The sequence below is a fragment of the Pseudomonas sp. genome, from assembly GCF_049590575.1.
In the GTDB taxonomy this organism is placed as follows: Bacteria; Pseudomonadota; Gammaproteobacteria; order Pseudomonadales; family Pseudomonadaceae; genus Aquipseudomonas.
This window is the reverse complement of sequence record NZ_JBAWDE010000016.1, coordinates 1-11,113: the sequence shown is the minus strand read 5'-3', so window position 1 is coordinate 11,113 and position 11,113 is coordinate 1. Positions and strand designations below refer to the sequence as shown.

The following is an 11,113-nucleotide window of genomic DNA, read 5'->3' as shown; positions in this document are numbered from 1 at the left end:
GCCCCCGATAGCGGTGGATTAGTCAGCTCATTTGTAGCTGACACACCGCAATCGGGGGCAAGCCCCCTCCCACATTTGTTTCTATGTTGTGTCAGTCGGACCAGGGTGCTTTTCGGGAGTTGTTCAGCTCGACCAGGTAACCATCCCCACCCAACTGGCTCATCTGTTGGCGAATCCACGCCGCGCGCCGCGCCACGTACGCCGTCGGATGGCTGGCACTCCACACCCGCGGGTTAGGCAACACCGCCGCCAGGTAGCTGGCCTGCTGGCGCGAAAGCCCCTTGGCACTCACGCCGAAGTGATGCCGCGCCGCCGCTTCGGCGCCAAACACGCCGTCATCCCATTCCACGCTGTTGAGGTACACCTCAAGAATCCGCTGCTTGGGCCACAACACCTCGATCAGTCCGGTAAACCAGGCTTCCAGGCCTTTGCGCAGATAACTGCGGCCAGCCCAGAGGAACAGGTTTTTCGACACCTGTTGGCTCAAGGTGCTGGCGCCGCGAATCGAACCGCCGCGTTCGTTGTGCAGGATCGCCGCCTGGATCGCGCCAAAATCAAAGCCCCAGTGTTGCGGGAAGCGCTGATCCTCGCCGGCCATCACCGCCACCTTGAGGTCATCGGAGATTTCATCCCACGGCACCCAGGTGCGCTGCAGGTCTATCGGTTCGCCGTCAAACCAGGATTCGACCTTGCGCTCCACCATCAGCGCGGTGAACGGCGGCGGCACGACACGCAACAGCAGCACCAGCAGCACACTGCCGATGGCAAACCATTTCACGACTTTGAGAAAACGCTTGAAGAGGAGACGCAGCATAGAGATGGCTTGGCCGAACCCGTTGAGCGGGCCATTATACAGACCCTGCCCACTGAGTCTGACTGGAGTTCCTCATGCTGCGTAGCTTTCTGATGCTGGCTGCCTTTTTCGGCTTCACCGGTGTCGCCCTTGGCGCCTTTGCTGCGCACGGCCTGAAAAACCGCCTCAGCGCCGAGTACCTGGCGATCTTCCACACTGGCGTGACCTACCAACTGGTCCACGCCCTGGCATTATTCGGCGTGGCGCTGCTGGCGGCGCATATTCCTGGCCGACTGGTCAGATGGGCGGGCATTTCCTTTACCGTCGGCATCCTGCTGTTCTCCGGCAGCCTGTATGCGCTGACCCTGACCGGTATCAGCAAGCTCGGCATCATCACGCCATTAGGCGGGCTGGCCTTCCTGCTGGGCTGGTTCTTCCTCGGTCTGGCCGCCTGGCGCCTGCAAGCCATCTGACCGGGGGGCTTGGGCCGGCAAGCCCAATCGGGCTAGAATGCTGGCCCCTAAAAACGATGGCGGCCCGTGGCATGCGCATTCAGTTGAACGGCGAATCCCTTGAACTGCCCGACGGTGAAACCGTTGCGGCCCTGCTGACCCGTCTCGAGTTGACCGGGCGTCGCGTCGCAGTGGAGCTCAACCTGGATATCGTCCCGCGTAGCCAGCACGCCGAGACTGCGCTCACCGACGGTGACCAGGTCGAAGTCGTCCACGCCATCGGCGGCGGCTAGCCGCCCGGCGCTGAAGCGCGCCAACCCGCATTCTGCAGAACCTCACCCCAACTCGAGGATTGCCCATGAGCATCGTTCGTAGCGACAAGCCCTTCGTCCTGGCCGGTCGTACCTACCAGTCCCGCCTGCTGGTCGGCACCGGCAAGTACCGCGACATGGAAGAAACCCGCCTGGCCATCGAAGCCTCGGGTGCAGAGATCGTCACCTTTGCCGTGCGCCGCACCAACCTTGGCCAGATCGAAGGCGAGCCGAACCTGCTCGAGGTGCTGTCGCCGGATCGCTACACCTTCTTGCCGAACACCGCCGGTTGCTACGACGCCATCGAGGCTGTGCGCACCTGCCGCCTGGCCCGTGAGCTGCTCGACGGCCACAACCTGGTGAAGCTGGAAGTGCTGGCCGACCAGAAAACCCTGTTCCCCAACGTGATCGAAACCCTCAAGGCCGCCGAAACGCTGGTCAAGGAAGGCTTCGACGTGATGGTCTACACCAGTGATGACCCGATTATCGCTCGCCAGTTGGCCGAAATCGGCTGCATCGCTGTCATGCCGCTGGCCGGCCTGATCGGTTCGGGCCTGGGTATCTGCAATCCGTATAACCTGCAGATCATCCTTGAAGAAGCGAAAATCCCGGTGCTGGTGGACGCGGGCGTGGGCACTGCCTCCGACGCCACCATCGCCATGGAACTGGGCTGCGACGCGGTGCTGATGAACTCGGCCATCGCCCATGCCCAGCAGCCGATCATGATGGCCGAAGCCATGCAACACGCGATCGTCGCGGGCCGCCTGGCCTACCTCGCCGGCCGCATGCCGAAAAAACTCTATGCCAGCGCTTCCTCGCCGCTGGATGGTCTGATCAAGTAAGAGCCATTGATGACTGAATCAAACGAAACGCCGAACACCGTGGAAGAAGGCGACGAGTCCAAGCACCGCCGCATCAAGAGTTTTGTGATGCGCGCCGGCCGCATGACCGAAGGCCAGCAAAAGGGCCTGGAGCAAGGCGCGCCGCTGTTCGTATTGCCCCTGGCCGACGCGCCGGTGGACTACGACCAGGTATTCGGCCGTTCGGCCCCACGGTCCCTGGAAATCGGCTTCGGCATGGGCCACTCCCTGCTGGAAATGGCCGCCGCCGCGCCGGAGCAGGACTTTATCGGTGTAGAAGTGCACCGCCCAGGCGTCGGCGCGCTGCTCAATGGCGTGCTGACACAAGGCCTGACCAACCTGCGGGTCTACGACTGCGACGCGATCGAAGTGCTCAACCGCTGCATCGCCGACAACAGCCTTGACCGCCTGATGCTGTTCTTCCCCGATCCTTGGCACAAGAGCCGTCACCACAAGCGCCGCATCGTCCAGGCTTCCTTCGCGGAGCTGGTGCGCAGCAAGCTCAAGGTCGGCGGCATTCTGCACATGGCCACCGACTGGGAACCGTACGCCGAATACATGCTGGAAGTGATGAACGTAGCCCCGGGCTACCGCAACCTGGCCGAAGACGGCAAATGCGTGCCACGCCCGGCGGAGCGCCCTATCACCAAGTTCGAACGCCGCGGTGAGCGGCTGGGGCATGGTGTGTGGGATTTGAAGTTCGAGAAGCTCGACTGATAAGCCAGTCACCTGGAATGCGGTCAAAAATGTGGGAGGGGGCTTGCCCCCGATAGCGGTGGATCAGTCACCTTGATGTTGACTTACACTCTGCCATCGGGGGCAAGCCCCCTCCCACATTTGTATCTGTGTTGGGTCTGGGGTCAGCGGCGGTCGGCGACTACGCCAATCAACACCAGCACCACCACCAGCACCGGCGCCAGGCTGTAGTTATTGAACTGGCTCAGCCCGCGCACAATCCACGGTGTGGCGTAGATCAACGCCGCGCCGCTGCCGATCATGCACACCAGCGCCATCAATGGCACGCGCAGCGCGCCGGCGATGCTGCCCAGTCGCGCTTCGACCCAGCCCTTGATGTCGGCGCCGAACAGCACCAGCAAACAGCCGACGAGGGCCAGGGAGATTTCCGACAGGTTGCTACGGCTCCAGCGGGATACGGTGGCAAGCAGGTCGAGTACCAGATCCATTCGATTTCCTTAGAGCGTCAGCTCAAAAACTTCTGCAACAGGTCATTGAGAAAGAGTTGCCCGCGGTCGGTCGCCGCCAGGCGTGACGGTTCGACCTGCATTAAGCCACTTTGTTCTGCCTCGCGCCGCGCCGCATCCAGGCTGGCCAGGTCGAGGCCGGTGCGCTCGGCATAGAGCCTGGCGTCGACGCCTTCGGTGAGCCGCAATGCGTTCATCAGGAACTCGAACGGCAGTTCTTCATTGGTCAGCTGTTTCGCCCCGGCCTGAAAGCTTTTTGCCGGGTTGAGGTAGTCCTTCGGCGCGCGGGTCTTCCAGGTGCGCACGATGCGCCCGTCCGGGTGGCTGAGCTTGCCGTGGGCGCCGGCGCCGATGCCGATAAAGTCGCCAAAGCTCCAGTAGTTCAGGTTATGCCGCGCCGGGCGGCCCGCTTGGGCATAGGCCGAGACTTCATATTGCGCGTAACCGTGTTCGGCCAGCAGCGCCTGGCCGGCTTCCTGAATGTCCCACAGCGTGTCGTCTTCCGGTAGCGCAGGTGGCTGGTTCCAGAATACGGTGTTGGGTTCCAGGGTCAGTTGATACCAGGACAGGTGCGTCGGCTTGAGCGCGATGGCCTGGCGCAGGTCGCTCAGGGCGTCGTCCAGGGACTGATCGGGCAAACCGTGCATCAGGTCCAGGTTGAAATTGTCGAACCCGGCCTGGCGCGCCATGCCCGCAGCCTGCACGGCTTCGTCGCCGTTGTGGATACGGCCGAGGGCCTCAAGCTTTGGCTGCTGGAAGCTCTGGATGCCGATGGACAGCCGGTTGATTCCCAGCTTGCGGTACGCGACGAACTTCTCTTGCTCGAAGGTCCCAGGGTTGGCTTCCAGGGTGATCTCGATGTCGCCAGCAAACGGGATACGTGCTTCAACGCCCTTGAGCAAACGCCCCAGCGCAGCAGCGCTGAACAGGCTCGGTGTGCCGCCGCCGAAGAAGATCGAACTCAGCTCACGGCCATACGCCGCGTGCAGGTCCTGATCGAGGTCGGCGAGCAAGGCGTCCACGTACTCTTCTTCCGGCAGCACCTTGCTGGCCGTGTGGGAGTTGAAGTCGCAATAAGGGCATTTGCGTACACACCACGGGATATGGATGTACAGCGCCAGGGGCGGCAGGTGGGGCAGGGCCGCCCGTGGTGTTTGCGCGCCACCGTGGATCAGCGGCTGCGCAGAGGTGTTCTGGGTCATTTCAGGCTCAGGCGTTGGCGCAGCAAATCCATTGCGCGGGCGCGGTGGCTGATCTGGTTCTTGTCGGCCGGGCTCAGTTCGGCGCTGGAGACATTGCGCTCCGGCACCCAGAACAGCGGGTCATAGCCAAACCCATGCTCACCGCTGGCCGCGTGCAGGATACGCCCGTGCCACAGGCCTTCGCAGAGGATCGGCAGCGGGTCATCGGCATGCCGCACCAAGGCCAGCACGCAGACGAACTGCGCGCCACGCTCGGCGTCCGGCACGTCCTTGAGCGCGTCGAGCAGCTTGGCATTGTTGGCCGCGTCGCCCTTGCCGTCGGCATAACGTGCCGAGTAAATGCCCGGGGCGCCGCCGAGGAAGTCCACTGCCAGGCCCGAGTCGTCCGCCAGCGCAGGCAGGCCGGAGATGCGTGCCGCGTTGCGCGCCTTGAGGATGGCGTTTTCGACGAACGACAGGCCGGTCTCTTCCGGTTCCACCTGGCTGAACTCGCCAATCGAGCGCAATTGCACGGATTCGCCGAGCATGGCCTGGAGTTCTTTGAGTTTGCCGGCGTTATGGCTGGCCAGTACGAGTTGGGTGAGGTTCATTTGGTGCCCGGAAAGAGTTCTTGGACGAAGCTGAAACCGTGGGCTTTGCCACCGGTTTCAACGTTGATGGTAAACGTCCGGTATTCCTGCTGTGTGACCGAGTAAGGCGCCAGGTACGAAATACCGCCCTTTTCAGTAATCTGCTTGAACGTGAGCACTTCGCTCTTGCCGCTCAGGTCCTTGATCGTGCCGGTGACTTGCGCGGCCACGGGGGTGACACCCTTGATCACGGACACATTGATCAGGCCCTTTTCGTTGCTGCGCACGATACCGGCGGCCTGGGCGGTTTCCGGTTGCAGGAAGCTCGAGGTGAAGGTGTTGTAGTGCACGGTGATATCGCCAAATTCTTTCTGGCGGTTACCGTCGACGGCGTCTGCTGCCACGGCGCTGGCACCCAGGCAGGCGGTCAGTAGAAAAATAGCCAGGCGACTCATGAGCGTCCCTCTTGAAGGTGATTAGACGGCAATCTTGTGGTCCGTCAGGCCAGGGCTGCTGACCCGGTAGATACCGATTTCGCCCAACAGGTTGGGCCATAGTTTACTCGCCCAGCCGTGGCGGTGCTGTTGATCGACGGCAAGGCGGTTGATCACCTTGGCTTCACGCTCGCCACACAGGGCTTCGAAGTCTTCGAAGGTGCAGAAGTGGATGTTCGGCGTGTTGTACCAGGTGTACGGCAGGAAGTCCGAGACCGGCATGCGGCCCTTGGTCGCCAGGTACCAGCGGCAGCGCCAGTGGCCGAAGTTGGGGAACGTGATGATGCACTGGCGGCCTACGCGCAGCATTTCGTCGAGGATGCGGTCCGGGTAGTGCACGGCTTGCAGGGCCTGGGTCATTACCACGATGTCGAAGCTGTTGCTGGCAAAGTTGCCCAGGCCCTTGTCCAGGTCCTGCTCGATCACGTTAATGCCCTTGGCCACGCACTGGGCGATGTTGTCCGGGTCGTTTTCCAGGCCGTAGCCGGTGACTTGCTTGTTGTCGCGCAGCCAGCTCAGCAGTTCGCCATCGCCGCAGCCAAGGTCGAGCACGCGGCTGCCGGCGGGGATCCAGTCTTGGATGATTTCCAGGTCGGCTCTCATGGCGTTCTCACAAAGTAATGCGGTTCATGTAGTTGCTGAAAGCCTGCAGGTAACGCGGGATCGGGATCAGGAAGGCATCGTGGCCTTGCGGAGCATCGATCTCCAGGTAGCAGACGTCTTTCTTGGCCGCCATCAAGGCATCCACCAGTTCACGCGAACGGGCCGGCGAGAAGCGCCAGTCGGTGGTGAACGACATCACACAGAACTTGGCCGTGGCGCCCTCGAAGGTTTTCGCCAGGTCGTCATCGAAGTTCGCCGCCGGGTCGAAGTAGTCCAGGGCCTTGGTCATCAGCAGGTAGGTGTTGGCATCGAAACGCCCGGAGAACTCCTCACCCTGGTAACGCAGGTAGCTTTCGACCTGGAACTCGACGCTGTGGAAGTCGTAGTTGAGCTTTTCGCTCTTGAGGCCACGGCCGAATTTTTCGCCCATGGAGTCATCGGACAGGTAGGTGATGTGCCCGACCATCCGCGCCAGCATCAGGCCACGCTTGGGAATTACCCCGGCTTCCTGGAACGAACCGCCGTGGAACTCGGGGTCGGTGAGAATCGCCTGGCGCGCCACTTCGTTGAAGGCGATGTTCTGCGCCGACAGCTTGGGGGCCGAAGCGATAGCCAGGCAATGGCGCACGCGGTCCGGGTAGCTGATGGTCCATTGCAGCGCCTGCATGCCGCCCAGGCTGCCGCCGATCACGGCGGCCCATTGCTGGATACCCAGCAGGTCGGCGAGGCGGGCCTGGCTGTGCACCCAGTCTTCCACGGTCAGCACCGGGAAATCAGCACCAAACGGTTTGCCGGTCTCCGGGTTGAGGCTGCTGGGGCCGGTAGAACCGTTGCAGCCGCCGAGGTTGTTCAGGCTGACCACAAAAAATTTGCGGGTGTCGATGGGCTTGCCGGGGCCGATGCAGCTGTCCCACCAGCCGGGCTTGCGCTCGTCGGCGTTGTGGAAACCGGCGGCGTGGTGGTGGCCGGACAGGGCGTGGCAGATCAGCACGGCGTTGCTCGCCGTGGCGTTCAGTTGGCCGTAGGTTTCATAGATCAGGTCGTAGGCGGGCAGCGAACGGCCGCAGGCCAGGGCCAGCGGGTCGCTGAAATGCGCCACTTGGGGCACGACCAGTCCAACAGAATCGGGGGGAAAGGCGGCTGGCATCGACCCTGCTCTCGTTTAAATGAGGCGTAAGTCTAAAGACCGCTGCCCCTAGCGGCAAGCGAAGGCCTGCACGGAGTCAATTCAGTGCGCCGATACAAAATGTGGGAGCGGGCTTGCTCGCGAATGCGGTGTGTCAGTCAGCGAAAATATCGACTGATCTGCGCATTCGCGAGCAAGCCCGCTCCCTCACTTATCCGCGTTTCAAATCAGCCCGAACAGCTCTTTAGGCATGAACGCGTAGAACGCCAGCCGCGGAATCACCCAGCTTTGCACCAGTTGGATCGCGATAAACGCAAAGATCGGCGAGATATCCAGGCCGCCCAGGTTGGGGATCAGGCGACGGAACGGCGCCAGCACCGGCTCGGTGATCTGCGCGACCAGTTCGGCGCCCGGGCTGCGGCTGCCGGGTGCGACCCAGGACAGGATCACGCTGATGATCATCGCCCAGAAGATGATCTTCAAAAACAGCGAGAAAATGCCGATCAGCGCCCAAGGCAACAGCAACACGGTGAAGGCCTGGTAGCCATTGAGCATCAGGATCACCGCGAACAGCAGGATCTGCAGCAGCAGCGCCAGCACCAGCGACGACATGTCCAGGCCGAACAGGCTCGGGATCACCCGGCGCAGCGGCTTTAACAGCGGCTGGGTGGCCTTGACCACAAACTGGCACAGCGGGTTGTAGAAGTTCGCCCGCACCAGTTGCAGGATAAAGCGCATCAGCACGATCAGCAGGTACAGGCTGCCCAGGGTCTGGATGATGAAAATGGCAGCGTCATTGATTCCGAGCATGTGTGTTTCCTATCTAGTCCAGTGGCAGGGGTGCAACTATTTGCCCAGCTGCTCGGCCATTTCGGCCGAACGATGTGCCGCGGCACCCAGTGCTTTTTCAACCAGGGCTTCAAAGCCACCGGCCTGAAACGATTCGATGGCGGCTTGCGTCGTGCCGCCTGGGGAGGTCACGCGGCGGCGCAGTTCAGCGGCGTCCACCTCGCTTGCGACGGCCATTTTGGCGGCGCCCAAGGCAGTTTGCTCGGCCAACTGCTCGGCGACTTCGTGGGGCAGGCCGAGTTTCACGCCAGCGGCGGTCATGGCCTCGATCAGCAGGAAGAAGTACGCCGGGCCGCTGCCGGACACGGCGGTGACCGCATCCAGTTGCTGCTCCTGTTCCAGCCACAGGGCGATGCCCACGGCGGACAACAGCTCTTGAGCCTGGTCGCGTTGTTCGGCGGTCACCTCGGCGGTGGCGTACAGGCCGCTGACGCCCTGGCGCAGCAGCGACGGGGTGTTGGGCATGCAACGCACGATCGGCTGTGCGCCGAGCCAGGTGGTCATGCTGGCGCAGGTAATCCCGGCGGCAATCGACACCACCAGTTGGTGCGGCTGCAAGCTCGGGCGCAGGCTTTCACACACGGCCTTCATGGCTTGCGGCTTGACGGCCAGCACGATCACGTCGACGCCCTGGATGGCTTCGGCGTTGTCGGCGAAGGTTTGGATGCCGTGCTCGGCGTTGACGCGTGCACGGGTGTCGGCGCCGGGGTCGCTGGCGCGGATCTGTGCGGCGTCCAGGCCCTTGGCCCGCAGGCCTCCGATCAAGCTGGCCGCCATGTTACCGGCGCCGATAAAGGCAATACGCGTGTCTGTCATGACAGGTCCTTAGCTAATTGGAAGTCAGCCATTTCACGGCTGGCCGTAGTCGCGGGCGCCAAACAGCGCGGTACCGATCCGCACCCAGGTGGCGCCTTGGGCGATGGCCGACTCGAGGTCGTGGCTCATGCCCATGGAAAGTGTGTCGAGCCGCAGGTTCAAGCTCGCTTGCAGGTCGCGTACCTGGGCGAACGCCGCGTCTTGTGCGGCGCGATCTTCAGTCGGCTCGGGGATCGCCATCAAGCCACGCAGCTTCAAGCGCGGCAGCGCGCTGATTGCGTCTGCCAGGGCCGGCAGGTCGGCGGGCGTACAGCCGGACTTGCTGGCTTCGCCACTGACATTGACCTGGATGCAGATATTCAGCGGCGGCAGGTCGGCCGGGCGTTGCTCGGACAGGCGTTGTGCGATTTTCAGGCGGTCCACGGAATGCACCCAAGCGAAGTTCTCGGCGATCGCACGAGTCTTGTTCGATTGAATGGGGCCGATGAAGTGCCAACTCAAGGGCAGGTCGGTTAATTCGGCCTGTTTGCCCAGGGCTTCCTGCAGGTAGTTTTCGCCAAAATCGCGCATCCCGGCGGCGTAGGCCTCGCGCACGGCTTGCGCGGGTTTGGTCTTGCTCACGGCCAGCAGGTGGATGCTGCTTGCGTCACGTTGCACGGCGTCGGCTGCGGCGCGGATGCGCTGGCTAACCTGGCCGATGTTGTCTGCTATCGTCGACATTCAAGATGCGCCCGTGGATATGGAGTCCGCGGCATTCTACTGGAAATGGAAAGCCCTATGGATATCACTCAATTGCTGACAGCCAGCGTACGCCGTGGCGCCTCCGACCTGCATCTGTCGGCTGGCCTGGCACCGATGCTGCGTGTCGATGGCGAGGTCTGGCCGCTGGAAGGCCCGGTGCTTTCAGCCCCGCAAGTTGCGGACTTACTGAGCCCTTTGCTCAATCAGTACCAACAAAAGGATTTCGAAACATCTCTTGAAACGGATTTCGCCTTCGAGCTGCCGGGGCTGGCGCGGTTTCGGGCGAATGTGTTCCAGCAGAGTCGCGGCATGGGCGCGGTGTTTCGCACCATCCCGGATGAGGTGCACAGCCTGGAAAGCCTGGGGCTGGGCGAGGTGTTTCGGCGCATGGCCCAGTTGCCGCGTGGCCTGGTGCTGGTAACCGGGCCTACCGGTTCGGGCAAGTCCACCACCTTGGCGGCCATGATCGACTACCTCAATAAACATCGGCGCCAGCACATCCTGACCCTCGAAGACCCCATCGAATTTATCCACCGGCCGAAAATGGCCCTGATCAACCAGCGGCAAGTCCACCGCGACACCCACAGTTTTTCCAACGCGCTGCGTTCGGCGCTGCGCGAAGACCCGGACGTGATCCTGGTGGGCGAGTTGCGCGACCTGGAAACCATCCGCCTGGCGCTGACGGCCGCTGAGACCGGCCACCTGGTATTCGGCACGCTGCACACCACCTCGGCGGCAAAGACCGTGGACCGCCTGGTGGACGTGTTCCCGGCGGGGGAGAAGGCCATGGTTCGCACCCAACTTTCGGAGTCACTGCAGGCGGTGGTGTCACAAGTGTTGGTCAAGCGGGTCGGCGGCGGGCGGGTAGCGGCCCATGAAATCATGCTGGGTACGCCGGCGATTCGTAATCTTATCCGCGAAGACAAGGCGGCGCAGATGGTCTCGGCGATTCAGACCGGTGGGGCATTGGGGATGAAGACACTGGATATGAGCTTGAAGGCGCTGGTCGCGGACGGGCTGATCAGCCGGGAGGATGCGCGGGGGCAGGCGAGGGTGCCTACAGATATCTAGAGCATACTGAAATCAATGTGGGAG

15 protein-coding genes are annotated in these 11,113 nt (G+C 62.6%); 5 read left to right on the top strand and 10 right to left on the bottom strand.

The features are described 5' to 3' along the window. Positions 1 to 91 precede the first annotated feature (91 nt). Positions 92 to 814, bottom strand: coding sequence for a monofunctional biosynthetic peptidoglycan transglycosylase (gene mtgA / locus WBR57_RS01150; protein WP_424081351.1), 723 nt, complete (start codon positions 812 to 814; stop codon positions 92 to 94). A 74-nt stretch (positions 815 to 888) separates the two neighbouring features. Here mtgA and WBR57_RS01145 point away from each other — a divergent pair, with 74 nt between their 5' ends. The 4 genes from WBR57_RS01145 to trmB all read left to right on the top strand — a co-directional run bounded on the left by WBR57_RS01145 (position 889) and on the right by trmB (position 3,133). Continuing rightward, a complete protein-coding gene (locus WBR57_RS01145) occupies positions 889 to 1,266 on the top strand; it encodes a DUF423 domain-containing protein (RefSeq protein ID WP_424081349.1) in 378 nt (125 codons plus the stop codon). A 71-nt stretch (positions 1,267 to 1,337) separates the two neighbouring features. After that, positions 1,338 to 1,538 (top strand): sulfur carrier protein ThiS, encoded by a 201-nt coding sequence (gene thiS, locus WBR57_RS01140; protein WP_424081347.1) that lies wholly within the window; start codon positions 1,338 to 1,340, stop codon positions 1,536 to 1,538. A gap of 65 nt (positions 1,539 to 1,603) precedes the next feature. Then, positions 1,604 to 2,398 carry a thiazole synthase gene (locus WBR57_RS01135; RefSeq protein WP_003234615.1) on the top strand — a complete coding sequence of 265 codons (795 nt, stop codon included), beginning with the start codon at positions 1,604 to 1,606 and terminating at the stop codon, positions 2,396 to 2,398. Between the two features lie 9 nt (positions 2,399 to 2,407). After that, on the top strand, positions 2,408 to 3,133 hold the full coding sequence (trmB, locus tag WBR57_RS01130) for a tRNA (guanosine(46)-N7)-methyltransferase TrmB (protein WP_424081345.1): 726 nt from the start codon (positions 2,408 to 2,410) through the stop codon (positions 3,131 to 3,133). A 143-nt stretch (positions 3,134 to 3,276) separates the two neighbouring features. Here trmB and WBR57_RS01125 read toward each other — a convergent pair whose 3' ends face one another. The 9 genes from WBR57_RS01125 to WBR57_RS01085 all read right to left on the bottom strand — a co-directional run bounded on the left by WBR57_RS01125 (position 3,277) and on the right by WBR57_RS01085 (position 9,997). Then, positions 3,277 to 3,600 (bottom strand): DUF3392 domain-containing protein, encoded by a 324-nt coding sequence (locus WBR57_RS01125; RefSeq protein WP_016972961.1) that lies wholly within the window; start codon positions 3,598 to 3,600, stop codon positions 3,277 to 3,279. A gap of 17 nt (positions 3,601 to 3,617) precedes the next feature. Then, positions 3,618 to 4,820: a radical SAM family heme chaperone HemW gene (hemW, locus tag WBR57_RS01120; RefSeq protein WP_424081343.1), complete on the bottom strand. Its 1,203-nt coding sequence runs from the start codon at positions 4,818 to 4,820 to the stop codon at positions 3,618 to 3,620. After that, complete coding sequence (gene rdgB, locus WBR57_RS01115; protein ID WP_122675431.1) at positions 4,817 to 5,410, bottom strand: RdgB/HAM1 family non-canonical purine NTP pyrophosphatase; 594 nt, start codon at positions 5,408 to 5,410, stop codon at positions 4,817 to 4,819. Before rdgB ends, hemW begins: the two co-directional genes overlap by 4 nt. Then, complete coding sequence (locus tag WBR57_RS01110; protein WP_122542047.1) at positions 5,407 to 5,844, bottom strand: DUF4426 domain-containing protein; 438 nt, start codon at positions 5,842 to 5,844, stop codon at positions 5,407 to 5,409. The genes rdgB and WBR57_RS01110 overlap by 4 nt, the downstream gene beginning before the upstream one ends. 21 nt (positions 5,845 to 5,865) lie before the next feature. Beyond that, positions 5,866 to 6,486 (bottom strand): methionine biosynthesis protein MetW, encoded by a 621-nt coding sequence (metW, locus tag WBR57_RS01105; protein WP_016972957.1) that lies wholly within the window; start codon positions 6,484 to 6,486, stop codon positions 5,866 to 5,868. 7 nt (positions 6,487 to 6,493) lie between these two features. Beyond that, on the bottom strand, positions 6,494 to 7,633 hold the full coding sequence (metX, locus tag WBR57_RS01100; protein WP_424081339.1) for a homoserine O-succinyltransferase MetX: 1,140 nt from the start codon (positions 7,631 to 7,633) through the stop codon (positions 6,494 to 6,496). 201 nt (positions 7,634 to 7,834) lie between these two features. Beyond that, a complete protein-coding gene (locus WBR57_RS01095; protein ID WP_424081337.1) occupies positions 7,835 to 8,422 on the bottom strand; it encodes a YggT family protein in 588 nt (195 codons plus the stop codon). Positions 8,423 to 8,458: 36 nt separating this feature from the next. Beyond that, positions 8,459 to 9,277: a pyrroline-5-carboxylate reductase gene (gene proC / locus WBR57_RS01090; protein WP_424081335.1), complete on the bottom strand. Its 819-nt coding sequence runs from the start codon at positions 9,275 to 9,277 to the stop codon at positions 8,459 to 8,461. Between the two features lie 33 nt (positions 9,278 to 9,310). Then, complete coding sequence (locus WBR57_RS01085) at positions 9,311 to 9,997, bottom strand: YggS family pyridoxal phosphate-dependent enzyme (protein ID WP_424081333.1); 687 nt, start codon at positions 9,995 to 9,997, stop codon at positions 9,311 to 9,313. Positions 9,998 to 10,054: 57 nt separating this feature from the next. Between WBR57_RS01085 and WBR57_RS01080 the strand changes: the two genes are divergently transcribed. Then, positions 10,055 to 11,089, top strand: coding sequence for a type IV pilus twitching motility protein PilT (locus WBR57_RS01080; RefSeq protein ID WP_424081331.1), 1,035 nt, complete (start codon positions 10,055 to 10,057; stop codon positions 11,087 to 11,089). Positions 11,090 to 11,113 lie beyond the last annotated feature (24 nt).

What these genes read in the sequence shown, in the direction of transcription:
- WBR57_RS01110 (WP_122542047.1), bottom strand. Translation starts at nt 5,844, where the DNA reads ATGAGTCGCCTGGCTATTTTTCTACTGACCGCCTGCCTGGGTGCCAGC.
- rdgB (WP_122675431.1), bottom strand. Translation starts at nt 5,410, where the DNA reads ATGAACCTCACCCAACTCGTACTGGCCAGCCATAACGCCGGCAAACTC.
- proC (WP_424081335.1), bottom strand. Translation starts at nt 9,277, where the DNA reads ATGACAGACACGCGTATTGCCTTTATCGGCGCCGGTAACATGGCGGCC.
- mtgA (WP_424081351.1), bottom strand. Translation starts at nt 814, where the DNA reads ATGCTGCGTCTCCTCTTCAAGCGTTTTCTCAAAGTCGTGAAATGGTTT.
- metX (WP_424081339.1), bottom strand. Translation starts at nt 7,633, where the DNA reads ATGCCAGCCGCCTTTCCCCCCGATTCTGTTGGACTGGTCGTGCCCCAA.
- trmB (WP_424081345.1), top strand. Translation starts at nt 2,408, where the DNA reads ATGACTGAATCAAACGAAACGCCGAACACCGTGGAAGAAGGCGACGAG.
- WBR57_RS01125 (WP_016972961.1), bottom strand. Translation starts at nt 3,600, where the DNA reads ATGGATCTGGTACTCGACCTGCTTGCCACCGTATCCCGCTGGAGCCGT.
- thiS (WP_424081347.1), top strand. Translation starts at nt 1,338, where the DNA reads ATGCGCATTCAGTTGAACGGCGAATCCCTTGAACTGCCCGACGGTGAA.
- WBR57_RS01135 (WP_003234615.1), top strand. Translation starts at nt 1,604, where the DNA reads ATGAGCATCGTTCGTAGCGACAAGCCCTTCGTCCTGGCCGGTCGTACC.
- hemW (WP_424081343.1), bottom strand. Translation starts at nt 4,820, where the DNA reads ATGACCCAGAACACCTCTGCGCAGCCGCTGATCCACGGTGGCGCGCAA.
- WBR57_RS01080 (WP_424081331.1), top strand. Translation starts at nt 10,055, where the DNA reads ATGGATATCACTCAATTGCTGACAGCCAGCGTACGCCGTGGCGCCTCC.
- WBR57_RS01085 (WP_424081333.1), bottom strand. Translation starts at nt 9,997, where the DNA reads ATGTCGACGATAGCAGACAACATCGGCCAGGTTAGCCAGCGCATCCGC.
- metW (WP_016972957.1), bottom strand. Translation starts at nt 6,486, where the DNA reads ATGAGAGCCGACCTGGAAATCATCCAAGACTGGATCCCCGCCGGCAGC.
- WBR57_RS01145 (WP_424081349.1), top strand. Translation starts at nt 889, where the DNA reads ATGCTGCGTAGCTTTCTGATGCTGGCTGCCTTTTTCGGCTTCACCGGT.
- WBR57_RS01095 (WP_424081337.1), bottom strand. Translation starts at nt 8,422, where the DNA reads ATGCTCGGAATCAATGACGCTGCCATTTTCATCATCCAGACCCTGGGC.